A 24,761-nucleotide genomic window follows, 5' to 3' on the forward strand; every position below is an offset into this window, starting at 1 on the left:
ATATGACAATGTGTTTTCTAATAGTTTAGATGGGAATCTGTTGGATTCTATAACGGGAAACACTACAGATGGATATACCTTGCTGAAAACGATCGTAGTATAAAAAAGGAAAGGTCAGTTAAACTTCAGTTTATCAACATCACAATTTGGAAAGATAAAACTATCAAATATTAGGTCTCCTAGAGAATTGTTGGGTTCTTCGGGAGGATAATTAAACCTGAACCTGATCAAACTGACAGATATTGAATATCCGCTACAGAGCATCTAAATAATAGTAATGGTTCAGCTCTTATAAAACACCAAAGTCGCTCAATAATTAATTTTAAGAGTTATAGACATTAAATGTACCTAAATACGTAAATCTAATATTAACAAGATAAGAAAAGGATCGATTTCAAAAGTTGTTGTACCTATGTTGTACCAAAAAGAAAAAGCCGACTCCTAAAAGTCGGCTTATCCCGTTGTGCGGGCGGAGAGACTCGAACTCTCACACCGCGAGGCACTAGATCCTAAGTCTAGCGTGTCTACCAATTCCACCACGCCCGCGTTGGTAATTTCAATAAGATTGCTTGTTGTAAGCGGATGCAAATATAAGCATAAGTTTGAATCTGCAAATGGAAAAAGAAAAAAAATTCTCCCTAACGGAGATTTTTTTTCTTTAGTATTGAGTAATTAGTACTGAGTATTGAGATGTCTTCCCGCTAACTACTCAGTACTAATTACTCAATACTATTTTTTACCTTTACTCTTTACCAAAATTATACACATGCAAGACATTAAAAAATATGTGGAAGAGAATAAACAGCGGTTCATTGACGAACTCGTGGAGCTGCTAAAAATCCCTTCCATTAGTGCCGATTCCAAATACAAGAAAGATCTACTGAAAACTGCCGAAGCTGTTAAACAAAGCCTGCTAGACGCTGGTTGCGATGTGGCTGAAATCCATGAAACTCCAGGTCACCCGGTTGTTTTTGGAGAAAAGATCATTGATAAGAACCTGCCCACAGTGCTCGTGTATGGTCATTACGACGTCCAGCCGCCAGATCCTGTTGAACTATGGGAGAGTCCGCCGTTTGAGCCGGTGATCAAAAATACAGAAATTCATCCCGAAGGTGCCATTTTTGCCAGGGGAGCATGTGACGATAAAGGCCAGATGTACATGCACGTAAAGGCATTGGAATACATGACCAAAAATGATAAACTTCCCTGCAATGTGAAGTTCATGATTGAAGGGGAAGAAGAAGTGGGAAGTGAAAACCTGGGCTGGTTCATTGAGAAGAACAGGGAAAAACTGCAGAACGATGTGATTCTTATTAGTGATACCGGGATGATTGCTAAAGATGTGCCCTCAATTACCACGGGGCTCCGCGGCCTTAGCTATATGGAAGTGGAAGTGACCGGCCCCAACCGCGACCTCCACAGCGGACTATATGGTGGAGCGGTAGCAAATCCCATTAATGTGCTTTCAAAAATGATCGCTTCTTTACAGGATGAGAACAACAGGATCACTGTTCCCGGATTTTATGACAATGTAAAGGAGTACAGCGAAGCTGAAAGGGAAAAAATGGCCGAGGCTCCTTTTGATCTTGAAGCCTATAAAAAGAAGCTTAATATTGAAGATGTGCAGGGAGAAGAAGGTTTCAGCACCCTGGAACGTGCTTCTATTCGACCTACACTAGATGTGAACGGAATTTGGGGAGGCTACACCGGCGAAGGTGCAAAAACAGTTTTGCCATCAAAAGCCTATGCAAAAATTTCTATGCGCCTGGTAAGTGACCAGGACTGGAAAAATATAAGTGAATTGTTCACCAAACATTTTGAGAGCCTCGCCCCAAAAAGTGTCAGGGTAAAAGTGACTACTCATCACGGTGGGCAGGCCTATGTTACTCCTATAGACACACTCGAATATCAGGCTGCCAATGATGCTTACGCCGAAGTCTTCGGAAAAGATCCAATCCCGCAGCACAGCGGTGGAAGTATTCCCATAGTTGCCCTGTTTGAGAAAGAACTAAAGAGTAAGACTATCCTGATGGGCTTTGGGCTGGATACAGATGCGATCCATTCCCCGAATGAACACTTCGGAATCTGGAATTACCTTAAGGGAATTGAAACCATTCCGTACTTCTACAAGCACTTCACTAAACTGAAGCAGGCAGAGAAGTAGCAGTATACACGGCACGGACTGCAAATCCGCGCCAAACGGAATATATAAAACCTAACAGGTCTCAAAGACCTGTTAGGTTTAAACTCAAAAGGCCTCACTGATTTTGAAAAACAGTGAGGCCTTTTAATATGTTGTGAAAGCGCAGATCTTCTGCGACTTCTGTATTTATGACTTCTTAACGAACTTTGTAAGGATCACGATCTGTTGACCTTCTACCTTACCTTCAATCTGCTCCGGATTGTCGTGAACTAAAGAAACTCTTCGTACCGCCGTTCCCCTTTTTGCTACAAGGCTGGAGCCACGCACCGGCAAATCTTTAATCAAAACCACGGTATCCCCGGCTTCTATAGTTACACCATTAGAATCCTTGTGAACCACACCTCCAGAAGTTTCTCCTGTAGCCTGCCCGGCTTTTGCCCATGCCAGCTGCTCCTCTTCCATATACATCATATCGAGCAGGTCTTGCGGCCAGCCTTCGCCCTTTAATCGGTTTAACATGCGCCACGCCATAACCTGAACCGCAGGGACAGTACTCCACATGCTGTCATTAAGACATCTCCAGTGGTTGGGGTCTGTCTTTTCAGGATCTTCTATTTGCTCCTTACAGGTAGCGCAAACAAGTATATGGTGTTCGCTACCTGCAGGAGAATCGGGAATTTCATATACCTCAAGATCATTGGTAGACGTACAAAGTTCACATTGCGAGGAACTTCTTTGAAACAGGTCTTGTTCTAAGCTCATTTTAAGAGAATTTTAAGACAAAGGTAGCATTTTCTGTAGTTTAAGAATGCCAGTTTCAGGCTTTGCTGAAATTATTCTCTTCTGCTGAAACCTATGATAAAGCTTCAGAAAAAGGATTTATTTCAGAAGCATTTATTTTAGATCTTGTTCCGCCTGAAATTAGGCAGGTTCATCTGAATTACTGCAATAAGTATGAGGGCAATACCTGCCCATTGATAGAGGTTTACGGTCTCACTCAACAGGAAGTACGCCATAAGCACCGCTGCCGGCAACTCAATTGAAGAGACGATGGCGCCAAGGCCCACTCCTGTTTTAGGCATTCCCTGGGTGTAAAGAATGGGAGGAAGAATAGTTCCAAAAATGGCAAGAATCAATCCCCATTTCTGAAATATCTGCAGGTTAAATTGTTCTATTAAAAAAGGGAAGGAAATGATCCCGACAATAAGAGTACCTCCAACCATCATCCAAAGGCTTCTCCTTAAAGGGTGTAGTTGTAATGAAACTGTATTTGAGGTGTAGATAGTCACGGTATAAGACATTGCGGCAAGCAGCCCCCAGCCCGTTCCTCTCCAGTCCAGCTGGAAAGAATCGGTCATTAGGTTGGTCGCAAGTACCGTCCCGGCAAGGATGGCAACTACAGCAAATACCTTTTTAGCTCCAGGACTTTTCTTTTCAAGGATAGCTTCCAGCACTACACCCATCCAAACGCTTTGCATTAAGAGAACAATGCCAATAGATACCGGGATATACTTAGCTGCCAGATAATAAAAAGTACTGGTAAGACCCAGCGAAGTTCCGGCAGCAACAAGTTTCAGGATACTTTTAGATCTATTCTGAACGGGAGCTGCTCCCTTCTTTTTTCCTGTAAAAAAGTTGATAATAAGTAATCCCACAAGGCCCAGTGCCATTTGGGCAAAAGTGATCTCATGAGAGGTGTAACCTTCGGCATATGCCATTTTTACGAAGGTAGTCAGCATTCCATAGCTAATCGCCCCAAGTGCAACAAAAAGGCTGCCTTTAAGTAAAGAGTTGTTCATAAATAGAGATTGCAGAACGTCTGCAGATGATTTTAAGGATTGGATTTTATTCAGAAAAATCCTGTGTTAAGAAAGAATTTTTGCGGGTGCAAAAGTAGGTTATTTCCACGAAGTGGGAAAAGATTTTTTGGAATGTTATTTTTAAAGAAGTTCAGCGCCAACAGCAGTCGCTACTGCGGATTTGTAATCCGTGCTGAGTTCAAAAAATCAAATTACATCCAAAACCACCACTTCGAGCTCTCCCTTTAATCCTGCGTAGTCACGTGCCGAACTGTAAATGTAATCTTCTGGTTCAGCCACAATTCTTTCCTTCACTGGATTATTGTGAGTATATTTTAATTTTTGCAGGATAAATTTATGAGAGAACAGCAGTTCGGCATGATAGCCATCCTGCCAGACTTTATATTGTTGATTTCTTTTAAGACGATAACAGGAATCTTCAAAATATTTCAGCATCCAATCACGACGGCTTTCCGGTTCTGCTTCTATGTTTTTTATAACTTCTTTGGAGGTGAACTTTTTGAAATCGCGCATTATTTCAGGAAGTGAAAAATCTCCTATTGCTTTACACAGCATGTGAAAATGATTAGACATGATGCAGTAAGCATAGATTTCCAATCCTTTTTGCTTTTGGCAAAATTGAAGATTTTTGATCAACATATCTTTCTGCTGAGGACGTGTAAATACATCCACCCACCCCACAGTAGTCAGGGTGACAAAATATCCTGCATCACTTTGTGTAGCTTTATATTTAGTAGACATACGAGAAAGATAATACTTTTAAATATCCCGTCACGGATCGCAGATCCGCGCCAGCTTCAGGGCAAACTTTGATAGCGCGGATTTGCAATCCGTGCTGAGTTCGATCTCTTTTCAGAATCCCGTCACGGATCACAGATCCGCAACAACTTTAGGAGGAACTTTGATAGCGCGGATTTACAATCCGTGCTGAGCAGGATTATTTATTGTTTCTTTCAATATAAGCATCCACCCTTTGCTCCATGATGGGCAATGTCACTGTTCCCTGTTCGAGAATGATCTCATGGAATTTTCGAATGTCAAAATCGGTACCCAGAGCCTCTTCAGCTTTTTTGCGGAGTTCACGGATCTTCATCTCACCAATTTTATAAGAAACTGCCTGTCCCGGCCACGAAATGTAGCGGTCTACTTCAGTATTGATGTTATGAATGGAAAGTGCAGTGTTGGCGCGAAGAAATTCTACTGCCTGTTCTCGCGTCCAGCCCATCGCGTGAATACCGGTATCGACTACGAGTCGGCCGGCGCGCCATTGTTCATAAGTCAGTTTGCCGAAGCGCTCATAAGGAGTTGTGTAGATGCCCATTTCTTCTGCCAGGCTTTCAGAATAAAGGCCCCAGCCCTCTCCAAAAGCCGATAAATAGAAGTTCCTTCTAAACTTCGGAATACTATCTCCCAGCTCCCCGTTTAAGGAGATTTGCAGGTGATGGCCGGGTACTGCTTCATGGGCAGTCAACGCCGGTAACACGTACAGTGGCCGGTTTGAAAGATTATAAGTATTTACCCAATAATACCCCGGTTCGGTATCATCGCCGCCTCCAACATAACGCCCGGTAGTGTATTTTGGGGCAATGGCGTCGGGTACTGGAGCCACACCATAAGGTCTTCGTGGCAGGGTTTTAAAGAACTTCGGAAGCTGGGCATCGATGCGTTTTGAAATATCCCTCGCCTCTTTTAGCAGCTCCTCTCCGGTTTTCGCATAAAACTGCTCGTCTGTCCGCAGAAAGTGGATAAAATCTTCAAAACTGCCTTCAAAACCTACTTCTGAAATGATTTTTTTCATTTCGGCATTGATCCGTGCCACTTCTTCCAGGCCTTTCTGATGGATCTCTTCTGCGGAAAAATCCAGGGTGGTATAGTAATTCAGGCGATTTTGATAATATTCCCTGCCTCCGGGAATTTCTGAAACTCCAATAGATTCTCTCGCCGCCGGAAGGTATTCTGTTTCAAAAAAGGCTTTTACACGCCTGAATTGCGGGATCACATTTTTTGAGACTGCAATTTCAGCCGCAGCTAAAACTGAATCTTTTTGCTGCTGATTCAGAATTGACGGAAGCTTCAGAAATGGCGAATAATAGTAACTTTTTTTAGGATCATCAACAATCTGGTCATTATATGTAGCCTCATATCCCTTAAAAATAACCGCAGGCTGTAAATTTCCTTTTTTGATCCCCTTCCGCAGCAGTACCAGGTGTTGATCTACATAAGCGGGAATCGCATTGAGCTTGTTCAGGTATTCCTTTACCTGCGTGTAGGTGCTAAAATCCCTCACGTGATACGGCAGACTCACATGAAAACCGGCATCTGAAAGCAACGGATTCAAATAAGCCTCGTATTCATAAAAATCGACAGTTTCCTGAAGATCATATCGCAACAGTTCGGCAGAAATCTCTTCAGTTTCAGAAAGCTGCTCTTTATTGATCTTTTCGAGCTCCTTTAGGCGCTCCCGGACAAATTCGGCCTCTTTTTTATACAATTCTTCTGTGAAAAGTCCCAGCGGATTGGCCGGTCGGTCATATACTTTATGCTCATCAACCTTTTCTATCACCTGCTTTAATGCTTCGGAAGAATTCTGACTTTGTACTTGAAAACTTACAAGGAGAAGAAATGTTAGGTTCCAAAAAAGGTATTTCATGATGACATTTTTGATGAATGATAAATATAAAGCTTTCAGGAAATCTCACTCCTGAAGTTAATTGCCTTTGATGCGCTCCCAAAGATCTATAAGGATCTGTTTTCCATCTTCCGGGCGTTTGGGCTCTTCTTCGGCTGTTACGTTGCCATCTTCCGGAATTAATTTATAGCTGAAAGCAAAATTTGAATCTTCAGCTGAAGGATTAAGTTTTCCGAAGCGCAGATCGTTAAAGTAAAGGAACCCATCTTTCTCGGAGATACTGTACCAGCCATTCGTGATGTCAATTAAACGCTGCACATTTTTGTCATTTTTGAGACTCCCCAGGTAATGATGGTTCTTTGGCACCGCTTCAAAGCGTATCATCTCGTTATCAAAAAAAGAATAATACCCAATGAGAAAATCTTCTTCGGCCTCCACATTAGCCGACCATAGCACGGTGTTGAGCGGAGTGGGACGCGTATCGATGCGGGAGTAAAATATGCCCTGCTGCTCCAAATCTTCTATAAACTGTTGATGAGCAATAAACTTCAGGAGTAAAGTGAGCATCAGGTAGGTTGTACTCACAATCAAACCAAGGTGATTAAATTTTGCCCTTTTTGGATCCTCTTTTTTCCGCCGCATGGCCAGGATAAGGAAAACCAGGAAAGGCAGGGTGTATAAGGGGTCAATTACGAAAATACTCTTGAACGCCAGCCGAATATCGTGCGGCCAGAACAACTGCGTGCCCCAGGTGGTAAAAGAGTCGAGGAGGGGATGTGTAAACAAGCCCCAGAACATGAGCCATGACCAGCCTTTCCAGCCAACGCCGCTCTTTCGTTCTATTTTTGAAATGAGCCAGCCAAAAAGTGGTGAAGCCAACACAGCAAAAAAGATGGAATGTGTTAATCCGCGGTGGACTTCAATTGCGGTGATTGTGTCGGTGAAATTGCTCGCAAGTGCATCGAGATCGGGGATGGTTCCTGCAATTGCGCCGTAAAGCATCGCCTTGTTCCCGGCTTTCCTGCCCAAAACTGCTTCGCCTACCGCGGCACCGAGTACTATTTGTGTTAATGAATCCACTTTTTAAAGGTATAATGTATATTGAATATTGTATATAGAATAATGTAAATTGATTGAGATCCTGCGAATTTTGTTTTCTGAAGCGTAATTTTCCTTTTGGGGTTAGGGGCTAATCCACAATTTCATTTTTTCAAATTCCAAATTCCAAATTCCAATTCCAGTTCCGGCACGGATTACAAATCCGCGCCAACTTACTTTTATATTTTCTAAAGCAGACCTCACAGGTTTTCAAAACCTGTGAGGTCTAATTCTAACTTCGTAAATCTAAATTCGTACTTCAATCTACAATTTCCATTTTCTTCAGCAGGAAAGAAGCATTCATATTCTGGCAGATGCCCTTTTTGAAGCGGTAATCAAAATTGAGTTCGTCGTTGATGATCTCTGCATCAAAATAGTAGTTCTTTACTTGTGGCAATTCTTCAGAAACTTCACACAGGCTAAGATCATGGGTGGCAATGATGCCGGTGGAGTTGGAGCCCACCAGCTTTTCTATGAACTTGCGGGAACCAATGGCTTTATCTGTACTGTTTGTTCCCTTCAGGATCTCATCGAGGATTATGAAGTATTTATCGGTCTTTATCTCGTCTACTACAAACTTCAGCCGTTTTAATTCCGAAAAGAAATAGGATTCATCATCTGTAAGCGAATCTGTAGTCCGCATACTGGTGATGAGTTTTATTGGCGTGTAGTGGCAGGCAGTGGCACAAACCGGAAGCCCCACATTTCCCATAAGGATCTGCAAACTTACAGTCCTCAAAAAGGTACTTTTTCCAGCCATATTTGCACCGGTAATGATGAAGAACTGCTCTTTTTCGATTGAAAAATCATTGGCTATTCGCTTCTCTGGATCCAATAATGGATGCGCCAGCTGAGTGGCTTCAGAAATGTGGGAATCGTGGTGCAGTTCAGGAAAAACGTAAGACGGGTGATTAAAGGCGAAGTTTCCGAGGGAATTGTAGGCATCCAGAAATTCTATAGCCCGAAACCATTTTTGCACCACCTGCCCGTGTTCTTTTATCCACTGCTCCAGCTTCCAGGAATAGCGCAGGTCCCACAGGAGAAAGCCATTTCCAAACATCCCAAAGATCATGTTGTTTCGCTGATCAAGAGAATCTATAGACCTGGAAAACTTCTTAAGAATGGCGGAAGCCTTTTGCTTTTCGGAAGCTATTTCTTCTTTGTTCCTCTTCAATAATTCTGAATGAAATGTCGTGTTCTCAATTAGCGCCAGTAGCTGATAATACTGATGGAAGGTGTCCTGCACTTTGCTTACACTGGTAGAGAGCAGGTTGATACGCTTCAGGAAAAATCCGGTAATGAGCAGCCCCGCGAAGAACCAAAGTGCAAGTTCGATTCCGCCGATAAAGTCGAGGAAAAAGGCTGTTATTACTATCCCTGAAATAGTGGAAAAAATCAGGGGCAACCACTTCATGAATGTGGGGACAAAATTCCTGTAGTTGTTGAGCCACCCAGTGATGGTGGCGGTACGGGTTTCCGTTTTCACTAAAGTAGCCAGAGCAGAGAAATTCTGCCGCCAGTCGGCTTTTTCAGCAAGTTCTTTTATTGCTTCCTGCTTCAGTTCAATCTGGTTTATATCATTAGAAAGCAGCAGCTGTGCCAGTTTCTCCTTACCTTCAATTAAAGTAGAGCGGTTAAGGTACTGGAAAAAAGAAGCCCTTCCGAAGAGATCGATATCCTGACTGTATGGATGCAGCGGATCTGCAAATTCATCTCCTGTTGGCAGGTTGTGAAAATTCCGCTTAAGCACTTCAAGTTCGGTCTCATTGATCTTTATCAATTCTCTGAATTTATCCCGCTCGTAACGCAAATCGGAATGCCGGGAAACCAGGAACACAAAAATGGCAATCCCCACCAGCAGGGAAGCCCCAACAGCTGTCGCATTTCCCCAAAAAGCATAGACGGCAAAAGCGATCGCCAGGAATACCAGGAAGCGCAGCAAGCTTGAAAGCCCCAGTTTTCTTGAAGCTGCATGAAGCTGAGTACGGTATTTTTCTATTTGAGCTTTGTAAAAAGTCGCGGGTTGCTGTGTCATTTAATTTATAGGTTTTGTAATTCCTGCTGAAGTTTCTTTGTGAGACCCGATAATACAAGCAGGTATGAATGATCTATTAACTCCCGGACCAGTTGCGGCGGAAGACTTTCTACCTGAAGACTGTTCCAGTGCTTTTTGTTCATATGATAAGCGCCTTTAATGTAATCTGGGTATTCATCTCTTAAAGTAAGCGCTTTTTCGGGATCGCACTTGAGGCTCACCGTAAATGGAACACTTTCTAAAGCGGCAAGCGCAAACATCTTACCCATTACTTTAAAAACAAGAGCATCGGGGCCAAAAGGCAACTCCTCGGTCACGCCTTTCTTCGCCAGACAATAATTTCTGAAGCTATCTACGTCCATAGCTCAAAGATAAGAAATCAGAAAAGCTGATCATCTTCTTTCTGGGCCTTTCCAATAGTACCGAGATGAGTGTGCCGGAAACCCTGCTCGTATTTGAGTCCGTAGCCCAGCATCCGGTCAAAAGCGGCATGTGAGAACATGGTCACCCCGATGAGCTGCAACACCGGCAGAAGAAAAAAGGATCCGGCAAGATAGATCGCAATGGCCACAGCTTTGTGATGAAAAAGGTTGTACGCAAAAGCTCCGGCTCTGTTCCCAAAAGCGTAGCCAATCATGCCAAGATCGGGCGCCAGAAATAGAACTAAAAACCACCACCACTGGTAATGCAGAAAACTAAAAAAAATAGATACCAAGGAGCAGCATAGCCAGCTCCTCCAGCTTTAAAGTTATTTTCATATTTGTTCAGGTTTGTAAAGCACGGGCCTTGAGGGTGCAGCATCGTTCTCAAAAGAGGCCGGCTGCAGGTTTAGAAAATAAAAACCATCCTCAATTCGCGAAGGGACGTAAACAAGCTCGGTGATCGTAGCTTCAAATCGTGTGTTCTTAGGGTAATTCCAGAAGGCTTTATGAGCCAGTAATTTTCCGCCGTCCTCTTCCCTGTCTACAGAAGGCAGGTCGATCAACAGATGCTGCACTCCGCACTCCCGAAGGTAAACCGCGGCTTCTTCCTGAAGGTAAGGCCAGTTGGTGTGAGAGTAATGTTTGCTGCGCTTGGCAATGCTGTTTGGCAGCGTACGTATCACAACCGCCTGCGCCTCTCCCTCTCTAAAATGTGCTTTTAGCTGCTCTTTTGTGATCATCTCATCTCCATCTGATTTTACCGGCTCTACAGAGATTAATTTAGCCGAAAAAAAGAAGGTTTTCAGGCTTTCATTGATCCCATGATATTCCGAAGTAATATGACCTACACACTCAGTATGGGTAGTGTGGCCGTGAGGATTGAAATAAATGTTATTGAAGTTCACAGATCCGCCTTTGCTCACCTTTCCAACCCAGTTTCCCTCCTGCACGGGCTGAATCCTGGGGGCTTTTAAATACCACGCCACCGGATTCTTGTCATCACCCCGTAAACTAAGGGAAATATCCAGGGGCTTGGAGAAGTCGATGGTATAGTTGGTTTGATTATGTCTTAGTATCGCCTGCATGCTTAAAAATATGGAACCAAAGATAGCAGGATATTTGCGGTTTTTGAAGATGGAATTGAATGGCTTAACAGGTTTTTGTGAAAGATCTCCCCCTGATATTTAATAACTGTAAAATGTCTTTACCCAAATATTCGGCCCCGTCGGGGTCGTGTATTACGTGGGGAATATGTTTTGTGCGTATTCATGAAATTTTTGGGCTATAAACATCGGACCCCTTCAGGGTCCTTTTTTTATGGATTATAATCCCTTTGGGATTTAATGGTTATGACAGAAATGTGTTGAGGTATCAATCACAATCAGAATCAATTTTCTACCCAAAATAATTCAGAGGCTATACCGTCGCTTAAGAATTTGCCTTTTTTGGACACCTGGAGCCGGTTGTCATGCCATTCGAGCAGTTTATCTTCAATTAGCCCCGTAGCTTCACGAAGCAGGTAATCCTTATACTCTATTCCGAAGCTCCTTTCTACCTCATCTACAGCAATGCCCCATTTGGTGCGGAGCCTCGTCATCACCAGTTCGTTGTATCTATCTGAGATTGACAGCTTCTCAAGCTCTGCCGGAATTTCCCCTTTTTGAAGACTTTTAATGTAGAGCGTATTATTGCTGATGTTCCACTTGCGGTGAAAACCGTCAAAGGAATGTGCCGAAGGACCAATGCCCAGGTAAGGTTTTCCAAACCAGTAAGCAGTATTATTGCGGGAAAAGAATCCGGGTTTCCCGAAGTTGGAGAATTCGTAGTTGTCAAAGTTGGCAGCCGACAAAGTTTCGATCATGATCTCGTACTGCTCTTTGGCCAGTTCTTCCTCTACGGGCGCTACCTTTCCTTTTTCGATCATGCTTTTTAAAGCAGTTTTGGGTTCGACAGTCAATGCATAACTGGAAATATGCGGCACATCCAGATCAAGAGCCGTCTGCAGATTCTCTTTCCACCGCTCATTGCTCATGCCGGGGATGCCGTAGATAAGATCAATAGAAATATTCCCGAAATACTGCTTCGCGAGCTTTATCGATTTTAAAGCTTCTTCAGCATTATGTGCGCGGTTCATCAGCTTGAGATCCTGCTCAAAAAAAGACTGCACTCCTATACTTAACCGGTTTAAAGAAGAAGCTGCAAGCATCTTCAGCTTTTCTTCAGAAAGATCATCGGGATTTGCTTCGAGGGTAATTTCAGCATTTTCCACTACAGAGTAATTGCTGTGAATCACATCAAATATCTGCTGCAATTCTTCAGCAGACAACAGTGACGGAGTGCCCCCACCAAAGTAGATGGTCTCCACTTCCGTCGGAATTTCATCCTTCCGCAGCAATAATTCCTTGCAAATCGCCTCCACCATCGCAGGCTTCTTCTTAACCGAAGTCGAAAAATGAAAGTCACAGTAGTGACAGGCTTGTTTGCAGAAGGGTATGTGTATATACATCAATTAGCAATTAACAATAATCATTATCAGAAGATAATTAGAAATCAAAAATGACAAGTTATCAGGATATCCTGGATATTGATCACTATACTACTTGTTCATTCTGGTCTTTTTTAAAATGCTAAACATTATTCTCGAAAGTTCATCAGCTTTCTCAAACATGTCCTGGAATTCTTCGTCCTCAATATAATTGGTAGCTTCAAACAACCTAAGCCAGAATTTAGTCTCAAGACTTTCTTTGTATGCTATCGAAACCTTGGAAGAAAAATCTGCAGTTGATATAGCTCCATTAACTTCGGCAACATTTGCTCCTATGGAAGTGCCGGATCTAAGAAATTGCTTTGGCAGTACATATTCTTTTTCTTCCTTAATGATCTTTTTATAAAGCTTCACGGTCTTAACCGCAAAATCAAAGGATTTCTCATCCAGAACATTCTCTTTTCTTTCCATGGCAAAACTTTTTGATTATTGCTAATTGATCATTGTTTATTGAGTTTATTTGGGTTTTGCTTTACAAAAGCTTCCCACCCGGTGTAGCTTTTCCCAACTTCTACCTTTCCCGAGTTATAGAAGTGGCAAACCGCAGCTGCGAGTCCGTCGGTGGCATCGAGGTTCTTGGGCAGGGATTTGAGGGAAAGCAGGCTTTGAAGCATTGCGGCGACCTGTTCTTTGCTGGCATTTCCGTTTCCGGTGATGGCCATTTTTATCTTTTTTGGAGAGTATTCTGTAACCGGAACCTCCCGGCTAAGACCTGCTGCCATCGCTACTCCCTGTGCGCGCCCCAGCTTAAGCATAGATTGCACATTTTTTCCGAAGAAAGGAGCCTCAATAGCAATCTCATCTGGGTTCCAGATATCGATGAGTTCTACTGTGCGTTCAAAAATTAATTTAAGTTTTATATAAGGATCATTGTACTTTTGGAGCTCGAGCTCGTTGAGCTGGAGAAAAGACATTTTCTTGTTCACTACCTTAATAAGCCCAAAGCCCATTATGGTAGTACCGGGATCAATGCCTAAAATGATTTTTTCAGTATTCAAAAGCTTCGTAATATTGTAGGTTCAAACCAGCCGGTGATGTAATGCCGGAAATTTCCGGTTCTTAAATAAATTCATGCGAATAACCTCGCACAAAGCTAATCAATTCTTCTCACTAGTTCTCAAAGTACTGGTGGTATTGGCCGCAGTATCATTTATTTGGTATAAAGTGACCAACGATGAAGCAATGGACTTTGATCGCTTCGTTGATATTCTTAATGATTACAGGATCTTTTCCTTTTCCAACATCGTGATTTTGATTATTCTCACTGTCTTAAACTGGTATTTTGAGATCTTAAAATGGCAGACCTTAAGCAGTCATGTGCGCGAGAATTCCTTTAAAGCCGCCATGCGCGAGAGCCTTGCCTCTTTCACGGCAGCCATATTTACTCCCAGCCGCATTGGGGAATATGGCGCCAAGTGCCTTTACTATACCCGGGCAGCCTGGAGAAAGATCATCTTTTTAAACTTTTTGGGGAATACCGCCCAACTATTTGCCACCTATTTCTTTGGGATTGCAGGCCTGTTGTTTCTCATCACTTCGCTGGACCTTGCCCTGCCTATTTTCAATATCATTATGGTGTCGGGCCTTTTGTTTGCGCCGTTTATCATCTATGTGGTGATGAAAAAGTTCAGGATTCGAATTAAAGGCTACTCCATTCAACGCCTGGAAGAATCCTTTCACAATGTTTCAAAAAAAATCAGGTGGAAAACCCTCATTTTTGCCAGTATAAGGTTTTTGATCTTCACCCATCAATTCTATTTTTTGCTGCTGGAATTCAAAGTAGACGTGTCTTACCCTTTACTTATATCGGCCGTCTTTAGCACCTATATCCTGGCCTCCATTATTCCTACCATGATCATTTTTGACGCCTTCATAAAAGGCGGATTTGCGGTATGGATCTTCGGAATGTTACAGGTGCCCCAAATCATTGTACTCACTATCGTGCTCACGGTTTGGATACTTAACTTCGGGCTTCCCGGTCTTGCCGGAAGTTACTACGTGCTCAGGTATAAAAAAGCCAAACACGCCGTAGCATGATCATCGCGGCCGTGATTATCACGCTGCTTTATGTGCTGGCAATGCTCTTCCTGCTCTACGGATTTTCAAAGGTCAAAAATTTCTACGGAAGTAATTCGGATCCAAAAATCAGTTTTTCAATAGTCGTTCCTTATCGGAATGAAGCTGAAAACCTTCAGCTTTTGTTTAAATCTCTACTGAAGCTGAAGTATCCGGCAGAAATGTTTGAGATCATTGCCGTGAACGATGCTTCAGAAGATACTTCGGAAGCGCTTTGGGAGGATTTTCAGAAGCAAAATCCTCAACTCCGCCTGCAGCTGTTGCAGAACAGCCGAAAATCGAGCAGCCCCAAAAAAGATGCTCTTGCCCTGGCAATTGCAGGTGCGAAGAACGATTATATCTTAACCACCGATGCCGATTGTGAGTTGCCGCCCCACCTGCTGGCCCATTACAACACCCATATTCTTGAGAGTGGCGCAGCAGCTGTTGCCGCCCCGGTTGCGATAAAAACTGAAGGCTCAAGAATGACATTTTTGAAAGGTTTTCAGGAAGTAGATTTCTTTAGCTTACAGGCAGCTACCATAGGAGGTTTTGGTGTTGATATTCCATTTATGTGCAACGGTGCAAATTTTTGCTATTCAAAAATGGCATTTTTGAAGGTCGGCGGATTTGAAGGCAATGCAGAGGTGGCCAGTGGGGACGATATTTTTTTGCTGGAAAAATTTCAGAAAGAAGGACTAAAAACGGCATTTTTGAAGAGTGCAGGGGCAGTTGTATTTACAGTACCTGCCTCTTCCTGGAAGCAGTTGTTCTATCAACGGGTGCGATGGGCTGCAAAGACTTCAGCTTACCAGAAGTTTTTCCCAAAAAGCCTGGGTTTACTCGTGTTTCTAATGAATTTATTGATCGTGACCCTTAGTTTGCTCCTGTTAGTGGGAATTGAACCTCCAACTTTACTGTTGATGATCTTCCTGGTTAAATTCAATGTTGATTTTTACCTTATTTACAGCAGTGCCAAACTTTTTGGACGGGAAAGGGGCATGAAAATGTACTTTTTGAGCAGTATACTTTATCCTTTTTTTAGCAGTGGCGTGGCGATATTTTCCCTTTTTTCGAGTTATGATTGGAAGGGCCGGCATTTTAAAAAATAAAGCTCCCCTTGATTTTTTATTATCTTTATTTCAAGTGAAAACGACGAAAATGCAGAAAGTAAGATTTTTTTTAACAGGCCTGTTCTTTTGCCTCACCCTGCCACTGGCTGCACAAAATGTCTATATCATCAACAATGATACGTTGCAACTCAAAAGGGAGGTGAAGGGGCCATTAAGCCTCTTTTGGACCGAAGATGATCTCGAGTATCGCTATTTTGTTCAAAAAGAAAAGCGCATGGTTGAGCTTTTAAACCCCGATGGAAATGGAAGATTCAGGGAACAACTTTCAGAATTTACAACAGATGCAAAAATTAATACCCGTGATGTAAAATTTGTGCTGTATAGCCTTAGGCATTTCACCAATACTTACAATGCGATTGTGCAGGAAGATTATGTAAAGAATGAATCTACCAAAAATATTCTACAACGCATAAGCATTTTCACAGGCTTGTCTAACAATATTTATACTGATAATCCCAAAAATATCCTGGCGCCGGTGCTGGGGCTTGAATATGAATTCTACGATTCAAACCTGGCACCACGGCATTCGGCTTTTTTGCAGCTGCGGCATAATTTTGAGCAGGACGAGTACCAGTACAGTGCAACCCATCTTTCAGTGAATTACAGGTTTAAGGCTTTATATTTTAAAAATTTTGATTTACATGTTGATGCAAGACTGGCTACGCTTTATTATTCTTCTGAAACAACTGCGGTAAAAAATGATGCAGGCAAGGTCGTTTCCGTCCAGGATGAAAGCGGATTCACATTTACGGCGCCTTTAAGCTTTGGGCTGGGCAGCGATATCAAGATTACCCCCACCAGCTTTATTACTCTAGGTTATAACGATATTTTTGCAATTGTGCTGGACAGTAATGGTAAATTTCCGGTCGACTTTACGGTAGGATATAAGTATAGTTTGTAGTTCAGAGCTCAGAGTTCAGAGCTCAGAGTTCAGAGTTGTGAGTTCAGAGTTATGAGTTAAAATTTCAGAGTTCACTACTTCTACCTTCGTACATCTACCTTCGTACATCTACCTTCGTACATCTACCTTCGTACATCTACCTTCGTACATCTACCTTCGTACTTCTAAATTATTCTGCTTTGATCACTATCGGCATCCGGAAAGTGGTTTTTACCGGGATACCGCGTTTGGTGGCAGGATAGATCTTTGGTAAAGAATCTACACTTTGGGAAAGCCAGGATTTGATTTCGGGCAGTTGGCCGATTACCAGAGAATCTATTTCCATAGAATCTATTGCCGGTTTGCCTTTTTCGGAAATTTTGAGATACAGATATAATGTATCGTCTAAAGCTTCGGTCACTACAGGTTGTTTTGCTTCAAGGCGGGAGTAAAAATACCGGGCAACTTTATTCCCAAAACACGACTTTGCGGCTTCGACTTCAGTAATACTGCGGCATTCAGAAAAAGCAGGGTATTGATCTACCTCATGCCAGTTGAAATCACGGGTCTCTTCTACCAGAATTTCTTCCGAAGATATTTTGCGCGTCTTAAACTCCTCGCAGGAGACAAATATTGAACACAGAAATATTAAGAATAAAGTTTTCTTCATTCGGCACTAAAGCTTACTTCAAAAGTAGTGAAATTAAGGAGCTTGCCGAAAAAATTCTATATACTGCCTGATTTTGTAATTTTCAAAGCAACTTTAAAATTACATACTGCCCATTAATACAAAGAACAGTACCAGGGCAATACCTACAGCGATTAGCATGGGCTTCATCCAGCTTTTCTTTTGGTATTCAAGGTCACGGCCAATGAATTTGTTCCAGAAGAATTCGTTGAGAATAGCGGCGCCAATAACGTTGGCTATTGCCGTCATGGAAGGGGAGAGGCTAAAAGCCTGCATGACTATTGCGGTGGCAAAAAGATAAACAACGGCAAAGACGAGTACCCACCCGGCTTCTTTCTTTTTTTCCAGCGTTCTTAGGTTTGACATAAGGATTACGGCTGCAAAAATGGTTGAAAAAAGTAAGGCAAAGACCAAAATAAGGCTTTTGGAATATAGCTGGGGTAAGTGAGATTGGGAGTTCCCTTCTTCTGCTGTCATTGTTAGGCTTTTTAGCGGCTGCAAAATTAGAGATTTCTAAATAAAAGAGCCGTGAATCCCGAAACAATTACCTGCGGCTGACTCATGTCATGTTTTACTTTATGCAACTTTACTTATTTTGCCAAAAATTCTCTTAATTCTCTTTCTCATGGGAAAAGTAAAAAACCGCTGGCTTATTGCCGCATCTGCAGTTGGTATGCATCTTTCAATTGGTTCGGTATATGCCTGGAGCGTATACACTACGCCCCTTACCGAACAACTGGGTTGGGATTTAAAAGAGACGCAATTCACATTTAGTCTGGCAATATTCTTTTTGGGTATTTCAGCAGCTTTTCTTGGGCATTTCCTTGAAAAGAACGGCCCCGGAAGGTCTGGTATTCTTACTGCAGTTCTCTTTGGAGCTGGTATTGCCGGGTCGGGCCTCGCTATAGAACTTGAATCTATTTATATGCTATACCTGTTTTACGGGCTGTTGGGAGGTATTGGGCTTGGGCTGGGGTATATTACCCCTGTTTCGGCACTCATTAAATGGTTTCCCGATAAACCAGGGCTTGCAACGGGCATGGCAGTGATGGGCTTTGGCTTTGCAGCACTTATAAGCAGCCCCTTAATTGTGTACCTTATTGGAGCAATAGGCATTGCAAATACTTTTTATCTTATGGGGAGTATTTATTTTGTGGTAATCCTTCTGTCTTCCCTGTACCTTTCTTTACCCCCAGAAGGCTGGTCTCCCGGAGAGACTGCAAAAGAGGTAAAAAAAGTAGTGGTGACTTCTTCGGTTGAGCTTACTGCAGGAGAAGCAGTAAAGACCAGGCGGTTCTGGTTGCTATGGCTCATGTTCTTTATCAATATTTCCTGCGGAATTGCCATTATTTCGGCAGCATCACCCATGGCGCAGGAGTTTGCCGGATTAACTGCAGTTGCTGCAGCCACTATGGTGGGAGTGATGGGCTTGTTCAACGGCCTGGGCCGTATTGGCTGGGCTTCCTTCTCTGATGCTATTGGAAGGCCTAATGTGTTTAGCGCATTTTTCATTGTGCAAATCATTGCTTTTCTGGTGCTGCCACAGGTTACCAATGCATGGGTGTTTCAGCTGCTTGTATTTGTGATCATCTCCTGTTATGGTGGAGGTTTTGCTACTGTGCCGGCCTTTATAAAAGACCTTTTTGGCACCCGCCAATTGGGGATTATTCTTGGCTATATGCTCACTGCTTGGGCTGCGGCAGGAATGGCAGGGCCTTTACTGGCTGCATGGGCGCGTTCTATCTCTACCAGCTATAACTCTACCTTGTATATCTTTTCGGGTTTGCTGGTTATTGCCCTTCTGCTTTCAGTAATTATTCGTCGGGATGTGAAAAAGCTGGCGGTGACGGGTGAAGATGAAACAATAGCTCCTCCAATTTCAAATGCAGCTCCTTCTACTTCTAAGGGATAGCTATATTTTATTTTAAGTTGAAAAAATCCCGGGGATTGCCTTGTGAGTAGAGGTTTGAAATTTTAGAACGTGTTTTTCTGAAGTGCTACAAGGGCATGCCCCCAAAGTGATTTACTATTGGAGCTATACAGGAGTCAATAATTTTTTCTCTCCCCTTTAGTTTTCTCTATGGCTGCCAATTAATCGGGTTTTATGTCCGGGTTTAGTTGGCAGCGTGTTTCCACCACGGCTTTTCTACAGCTCATGGCATTATGTTGCTATGGGTTCCAACACTTTTTCCGAAGAAATTTAGGGTTCGTGTAACACGATTTTATCAAAGTGCAAAAAAATTTCCTGCACGGTAACGTTGTAGTAAAATCTATTTATCAACTAAAACGATTGAAGCTATTTTCTCTACCGGCGCCAGGTCGAATTATGATTATTATCATAAAAAAAGGGGGCTTTCTGATGGAAATTTGCATTGTAATTAAGTTTGAAGGGTAGAAAATTTAAAAAACGACCTCTTCAGCAAAAAGAAGAAAAGATGCTAAAGTTATCTCAGGAAGTACTAGAGTTCCGCGAAGGAACCTGGAACAGGAAAATTGATGTAAGGGATTTCGTGACCCTTAATGTTAGCCCTTATTATGGCGATGATTCATTCCTCGCCGGTGCTACAGAGAGAACCAAAGAGCTGTGGCAAATATGCCTCGCTGCCATGAAAGAGGAGCGGGAGCGAAATGGCTGCAGGGCCATAGATACCGAGACTATTTCGGGTATTACCAGTCATGGCCCCGGTTACATCAATAAAGATTTTGAGGTTATAGTAGGTTTACAAACCAATGAGCTTTTAAAAAGGGCCATGAAGCCTTTTGGTGGATTTCGTGTAGTAGAAGGTGCTGTGGCCGAAAAAGGTCAGCAGGTAACACAGCGTGTTAAAGAGATCTTTGATTATACCAAAGATCATAACAACGCTGTGTTTGCTGCATATGACGATGAGATTAGAAGTTATAGATCAAATGGTATCCTTACCGGATTGCCCGATAACTACGCCCGTGGCAGAATTATTGGTGATTATCGCCGCCTTGCCCTTTATGGTATAGATCGCCTAATTGAACTAAAAGAAGAGGACAAGCGACTTGTAGACGGTGAAATGACCGAGCACAAGATTCGTCTTCGCGAAGAGATCACAGATCAAATCATTGCTCTTAAAGATATTAAAAAGATGGGAGCCATGTACGGTCTAGATCTTGCAAGACCTGCCCAGAATGCACGTGAAGCTGTACAGTGGGTGTATATGGCCTACCTTGCTGCTGTGAAAGAACAGGATGGAGCCGCCATGTCTCTGGGTAACGTTTCTTCCTTCCTCGATATATATATTGAAAGGGATCTTAATGAAGGTTTAATTACTGAAGAAGAAGCTCAGGAATTTATTGATCAATTTGTGATGAAACTGCGTATGGTGAGACACCTGCGCCCTGAAGCATACGACGAAATTTTTGGAGGAGATCCTACCTGGGTAACTGAAGCTATTGGCGGACAGTTCCAGGATGGAAGAACAAAAGTTACCAAAACTTCTTTCCGATTCTTACAAACTCTTTATAATCTTGGAGCTTCTCCTGAACCCAACCTCACTGTACTTTGGTCACAGGATCTCCCTGAAGGATTTAAAAAATTCTGTGCCCAGGTCTCTATAGATACTTCTTCAATTCAGTATGAAAATGACGATTTGATGAGACTGGTTAGAGGTTCTGATGATTATGGAATTGCCTGTTGTGTTTCTTACCAGGAATTAGGAAAAAGGATACAGTTCTTTGGAGCTCGTGTAAACCTGCCAAAGACCCTGTTAATGGCGCTTAACAATGGTAGGGAAGAGAATTCTGGCCAGCCGTTGTTAGAGGGAATACCTTCGCTTGAAAGTGATTACCTCGATTATGAAGAAGTAATGTCTAATTTCAAAAAGTCGATGGTTGAAGTGGCCAGGGTATACTCCAAGACCATGAACATCATCCACTACATGCACGATAAGTATTACTACGAGAAAGCACAGCTGGCATTTGTAGACTCAGACCCTGGCATTGATATGGCTTATGGAATTGCAGGTATCTCTATTATTGCCGATTCACTTTCGGCCATTAAATACGGAAAAGTAAAAGCCATAAGAAACGAGGAAGGCCTTACAGTAGACTTCAAAGTAGAAGGAGAGTATCCAAAATTTGGAAACGATGATGAAAGAGTAGACAGTATTGCACGTGAGATCACTAAGTTCTTCTCTCAGGAACTGGCTAAACATAAATGTTATAAGAACGCTTTCTCTACCCTTTCTCTGCTCACCATCACCTCTAACGTGATGTATGGTAAGAAAACCGGTGCCACACCCGATGGTAGAAAAGCAGGTGAAGCCTTTGCTCCAGGTGCAAACCCTATGCACGGGCGCGATGAACACGGCGCAATAGCCTCTTTGAACTCGGTAGCCAAGTTAGATTACCGGGATGCGCAAGACGGAATCTCCAATACTTTCTCTATTGTTCCTAAATCTTTGGGAAGTGACAGGGAAGGACAAATGGAAAACCTGGTCGGATTGCTGGATGCCTACTTTGGCCTCAACGCTCACCACCTCAATGTGAATGTGCTTAACCGCGAAACCCTCATGGATGCTTACGAGCACCCCGAGAATTATCCACAGTTGACCATTAGGGTCTCCGGGTATGCAGTAAACTTTATAAGGCTCTCAAAAGCCCACCAACTGGAAGTGATCGCAAGGACCTTCCACGAAAGAATGTAGTTTAGGATTGAGTTTTTAATTGAGCATCAGGAGATTTCAGAGACCCCCAATCGAAATCTCCTGATCTTTTTTATTAATTTCCTCAAAAAATAAATGCTATGATAAAGGATGGATCTTTGGTTAAACAGGAGGTTGCACAATTAAACGCACCAGATTCTGAACAGCTTAGGGTACACTCCATAGAGTCTTTTGGAACCCACGACGGCCCCGGGATTAGAATGGTAGTATTTGTGCAGGGTTGCCAGTTTCGCTGTCTTTATTGTGCCAATCCCGATACCATGGATGTAAAAGGAGGACACTTTTTGGATCTTGATGAGCTTGTAGCGCGTGCGGTAAAACAGAAGCCTTACTTTCGCGATAAAGGAGGCGTTACCGTTTCGGGAGGGGAACCTTTGTTGCAGCGGGCCATTCTTAAAAAGTTATTTGACCGCCTGCACGATGAGAATATCAATACGGTGCTTGATTCCAATGGGCGCGTAATAGACCAGCAGGCCAAAGACCTGCTCGATGTGACCGATTTGCTGATGCTCGATGTGAAGCATTTTAACAACGAATGGCATAAAAAACTCACCGGCCTCTCCAATGTGAGTACTTTTAAAATAGCCGAATACCGCGAAAGTACCGGTAAACCCATGTGGCTAAGATATGTGCTGGTTCCCGGCTGGAGTGACCAGGAAGAACACCTGCATGAGCTGGGCAGGCATTTTAAAGACTATAAGAGCATAGAGCGGGTAGAAATCCTGCCTTATCACCAGCTTGGGGTGCACAAATGGGAAGCTCTGGGCATGGAATATAAGCTGAAGGATGTAAGCCCTCCAAACGCTGAGACTCTTGAAAATGCTGCCTCTATTTTCAGAAAATACTTCCGGGAAGTACGGGTAAACTGATCCTGAAAAATTCCGAAGAAATTTCATCCGGCTTCAGCTAAAAATTAGTTCCTGAAAAGGCTACTTTTGGATGGCCTTTTTCAATAGTTCAAAAATCAAAATAAGATAACCATGTCTGCACTACTGGACTTTCTAAGTACCGATTATGTTGCTCTTTTTATAATTATAGGTATAGGGATCATCCTGGGAAAGTTTTCCTATAAAGGTTTGTCGCTGGATTCTTCGGCAGTGATCTTTGTCGCGATGTTCTACGGCTACGCAATGTTCTCACAGGGTGTGGAGTTTGCCTTGCCGGGCATTATTCAGCAAATAGGATTGTTGCTGTTTATCTTTACCATTGGGATGCAGGCTGGCCCCACCTTTTTTGAGGTATATAAATCTCAGGGAAGAAAGCTCATCAGCATGGCTTTTTTGACTGTTTTTGCGGGTGCTGTTACAACGCTTGTTTTGGCACAGGTATTAGATATTGATTACAGGATTGCTGTAGGATTATTTTCTGGGGCGCTCACCAGTACTCCGGGTCTGGCAGCGGCTATCGAAGCTACAGGCTCTTCTTTGGCATCTATTGGATATGGTATTGCTTACCCTTTTGGGGTAGTGGGGGTTATTCTTTTTGTTAGGCTGGTGCCCAAGATTTTCGCAACCAATATGGCCAGGGAAGAACAGAAATACATTGAAGAAACACAAACTAAAATTCCCGAAGTGGGCCATAAGAACTTTATGGTGACCAACGAAAATGCCGATGGGAAAACTATTGGAGAGCTTGATATTAGAATGATGACCAAGGCGAATATTTCCCGGGTCATGAGAGCGAATGAAACTTCCATTCCACCCGCAGCCGATCTTGTTCTTCGGAAAGGAGACGTGGTAAGGGCTGTAGGTACCACTGAAGCACTTAAAAGGGTAGAACTTCTTTTAGGACACCCCACAGACATCGAGATTCCCGAAAGCGGAATGTTTGAAGTGAGATGGTACGTGATTTCTAAACGAAACGTGGTGAGTAAGACTTTGGGAGAACTCAGCCTTAGGGAGAACTATAAAGCCACGGTTACCCGAATTAGAAGGGCCGGGATAGACCTGCCGGCAAGACCATCAGTAAAACTGAGGTTTGGCGACCGCCTGTTCATTTCATCTACTAAAGGAAACGTAAACGGACTAAGTCTGCTCTTTGGTGACAGCATGAAAGAGGTTGAAACTACCAGCTTTTTGCCTGTGGCCCTTGGTATTATAATCGGATTAATGATTGGGGCAATTGAAATCCCTCTTCCCGGTGGCAGCTCTTTTTCGCTCGGGCTTACCGGCGGCGTCCTGCTTGCTGCTCTTGTGTTGAGTAGGATTGGAAAAACCGGACCTATTCTATGGAATCTCCCGGGTACCGGAAATCACATTCTGCGACAGTTTGGCCTTTTGCTTTTCCTTATCCCTGTCGGTCTTTCGGCAGGCAGCCATTTAGGGCCCACCATTCAGGAATACGGGTTAAGCCTCTTCGCCATTGGGGCGGCCATTACACTTATCCCTATGATCATTGTGGTGCTAGTGGCCAGGATCATTCTCAAAATGAACTTCCTGTCGGTACTGGGAGCTCTAACGGGAGGAATGACCAGTACACCCGGCCTAAGTGCGGTAGATTCCATGACGAGTAGTGAAGGCCCGCAGGTGGCATACGCTACTGTGTACCCGCTGGCACTGGTGGCGATCATCATCTTCACCCAGGTGCTTAGTTTCATCTTGTAAAGGCTAACATCAATTTCTT

22 protein-coding genes and 1 tRNA gene are annotated in these 24,761 nt (G+C 43.1%); 8 read left to right on the forward strand and 15 right to left on the reverse strand.

Features of this window, described 5'->3' with window-relative positions; translation table 11 throughout:
- Positions 1 to 464 precede the first annotated feature (464 nt).
- Positions 465 to 546, reverse strand: a tRNA-Leu gene (locus V5739_RS09860).
- 220 nt (positions 547 to 766) lie between these two features.
- Between V5739_RS09860 and V5739_RS09865 the strand changes: the two genes are divergently transcribed.
- Complete coding sequence (locus tag V5739_RS09865) at positions 767 to 2,164, forward strand: dipeptidase (RefSeq protein ID WP_423818026.1); 1,398 nt, start codon at positions 767 to 769, stop codon at positions 2,162 to 2,164.
- A gap of 165 nt (positions 2,165 to 2,329) precedes the next feature.
- Here the strand turns inward: V5739_RS09865 and V5739_RS09870 are convergent, their stop codons facing one another.
- From V5739_RS09870 to ruvC, 12 genes are all read right to left on the reverse strand, one after another.
- A complete protein-coding gene (locus V5739_RS09870; RefSeq protein ID WP_423818027.1) occupies positions 2,330 to 2,905 on the reverse strand; it encodes a PhnA domain-containing protein in 576 nt (191 codons plus the stop codon).
- Positions 2,906 to 3,042: 137 nt separating this feature from the next.
- Positions 3,043 to 3,942 carry an EamA family transporter gene (locus V5739_RS09875; RefSeq protein ID WP_423818028.1) on the reverse strand — a complete coding sequence of 300 codons (900 nt, stop codon included), beginning with the start codon at positions 3,940 to 3,942 and terminating at the stop codon, positions 3,043 to 3,045.
- A 207-nt stretch (positions 3,943 to 4,149) separates the two neighbouring features.
- Complete coding sequence (locus V5739_RS09880) at positions 4,150 to 4,704, reverse strand: REP-associated tyrosine transposase (RefSeq protein WP_423818029.1); 555 nt, start codon at positions 4,702 to 4,704, stop codon at positions 4,150 to 4,152.
- 196 nt (positions 4,705 to 4,900) lie between these two features.
- A complete protein-coding gene (locus V5739_RS09885; RefSeq protein ID WP_423818030.1) occupies positions 4,901 to 6,613 on the reverse strand; it encodes a DUF885 domain-containing protein in 1,713 nt (570 codons plus the stop codon).
- Positions 6,614 to 6,670: 57 nt separating this feature from the next.
- Complete coding sequence (locus V5739_RS09890; RefSeq protein WP_423818031.1) at positions 6,671 to 7,672, reverse strand: metal-dependent hydrolase; 1,002 nt, start codon at positions 7,670 to 7,672, stop codon at positions 6,671 to 6,673.
- Positions 7,673 to 7,949: 277 nt separating this feature from the next.
- Entirely contained in the window at positions 7,950 to 9,725 is a 1,776-nt protein-coding gene (locus V5739_RS09895) for a MutS-related protein (RefSeq protein ID WP_423818032.1), read from the reverse strand.
- Between the two features lie 5 nt (positions 9,726 to 9,730).
- Positions 9,731 to 10,087 carry an MmcQ/YjbR family DNA-binding protein gene (locus tag V5739_RS09900; protein WP_423818033.1) on the reverse strand — a complete coding sequence of 119 codons (357 nt, stop codon included), beginning with the start codon at positions 10,085 to 10,087 and terminating at the stop codon, positions 9,731 to 9,733.
- A gap of 17 nt (positions 10,088 to 10,104) precedes the next feature.
- Complete coding sequence (locus V5739_RS09905) at positions 10,105 to 10,440, reverse strand: DUF4260 domain-containing protein (protein WP_423818034.1); 336 nt, start codon at positions 10,438 to 10,440, stop codon at positions 10,105 to 10,107.
- Between the two features lie 39 nt (positions 10,441 to 10,479).
- Positions 10,480 to 11,232: a cyclase family protein gene (locus V5739_RS09910; protein WP_423818035.1), complete on the reverse strand. Its 753-nt coding sequence runs from the start codon at positions 11,230 to 11,232 to the stop codon at positions 10,480 to 10,482.
- 302 nt (positions 11,233 to 11,534) lie between these two features.
- Entirely contained in the window at positions 11,535 to 12,653 is a 1,119-nt protein-coding gene (gene hemW / locus V5739_RS09915) for a radical SAM family heme chaperone HemW (RefSeq protein WP_423818036.1), read from the reverse strand.
- A 90-nt stretch (positions 12,654 to 12,743) separates the two neighbouring features.
- On the reverse strand, positions 12,744 to 13,103 hold the full coding sequence (locus tag V5739_RS09920) for a four helix bundle protein (RefSeq protein WP_423818037.1): 360 nt from the start codon (positions 13,101 to 13,103) through the stop codon (positions 12,744 to 12,746).
- Positions 13,104 to 13,132: 29 nt separating this feature from the next.
- Complete coding sequence (ruvC, locus tag V5739_RS09925; protein ID WP_423818038.1) at positions 13,133 to 13,690, reverse strand: crossover junction endodeoxyribonuclease RuvC; 558 nt, start codon at positions 13,688 to 13,690, stop codon at positions 13,133 to 13,135.
- Between the two features lie 73 nt (positions 13,691 to 13,763).
- Between ruvC and V5739_RS09930 the strand changes: the two genes are divergently transcribed.
- From V5739_RS09930 to V5739_RS09940, 3 genes are read left to right on the forward strand one after another with little or no spacing between them, the layout of a single operon-like run.
- Entirely contained in the window at positions 13,764 to 14,729 is a 966-nt protein-coding gene (locus V5739_RS09930) for a hypothetical protein (RefSeq protein WP_423818039.1), read from the forward strand.
- On the forward strand, positions 14,726 to 15,859 hold the full coding sequence (locus V5739_RS09935; protein ID WP_423818040.1) for a glycosyltransferase: 1,134 nt from the start codon (positions 14,726 to 14,728) through the stop codon (positions 15,857 to 15,859). The genes V5739_RS09930 and V5739_RS09935 overlap by 4 nt, the downstream gene beginning before the upstream one ends.
- Positions 15,860 to 15,908: 49 nt before the next feature.
- Entirely contained in the window at positions 15,909 to 16,781 is an 873-nt protein-coding gene (locus tag V5739_RS09940) for a hypothetical protein (protein ID WP_423818041.1), read from the forward strand.
- A gap of 169 nt (positions 16,782 to 16,950) precedes the next feature.
- Here V5739_RS09940 and V5739_RS09945 read toward each other — a convergent pair whose 3' ends face one another.
- The gene (locus V5739_RS09945; protein WP_266069431.1) at positions 16,951 to 17,430 is read right to left on the reverse strand and encodes a hypothetical protein; all 480 of its coding nucleotides are present in this window, start codon (positions 17,428 to 17,430) and stop codon (positions 16,951 to 16,953) included.
- A 99-nt stretch (positions 17,431 to 17,529) separates the two neighbouring features.
- Positions 17,530 to 17,925 carry a hypothetical protein gene (locus tag V5739_RS09950; protein WP_423818042.1) on the reverse strand — a complete coding sequence of 132 codons (396 nt, stop codon included), beginning with the start codon at positions 17,923 to 17,925 and terminating at the stop codon, positions 17,530 to 17,532.
- 148 nt (positions 17,926 to 18,073) lie between these two features.
- On the opposite strand from V5739_RS09950, the gene V5739_RS09955 reads away from it, so the two are divergent.
- From V5739_RS09955 to V5739_RS09970, 4 genes are all read left to right on the forward strand, one after another.
- Positions 18,074 to 19,360: an L-lactate MFS transporter gene (locus tag V5739_RS09955; protein WP_423818043.1), complete on the forward strand. Its 1,287-nt coding sequence runs from the start codon at positions 18,074 to 18,076 to the stop codon at positions 19,358 to 19,360.
- Between the two features lie 523 nt (positions 19,361 to 19,883).
- Positions 19,884 to 22,121 (forward strand): formate C-acetyltransferase, encoded by a 2,238-nt coding sequence (gene pflB, locus V5739_RS09960; RefSeq protein ID WP_423818044.1) that lies wholly within the window; start codon positions 19,884 to 19,886, stop codon positions 22,119 to 22,121.
- Between the two features lie 98 nt (positions 22,122 to 22,219).
- Positions 22,220 to 23,008 (forward strand): pyruvate formate-lyase-activating protein, encoded by a 789-nt coding sequence (gene pflA, locus V5739_RS09965; protein WP_423818045.1) that lies wholly within the window; start codon positions 22,220 to 22,222, stop codon positions 23,006 to 23,008.
- A 111-nt stretch (positions 23,009 to 23,119) separates the two neighbouring features.
- On the forward strand, positions 23,120 to 24,742 hold the full coding sequence (locus tag V5739_RS09970; RefSeq protein ID WP_423818046.1) for an aspartate:alanine exchanger family transporter: 1,623 nt from the start codon (positions 23,120 to 23,122) through the stop codon (positions 24,740 to 24,742).
- Positions 24,743 to 24,761: the final 19 nt, after the last annotated feature.

This window comes from Salinimicrobium sp. TIG7-5_MAKvit (genome assembly GCF_049569215.1).
Lineage (GTDB): Bacteria > Bacteroidota > Bacteroidia > Flavobacteriales > Flavobacteriaceae > Salinimicrobium > Salinimicrobium profundisediminis.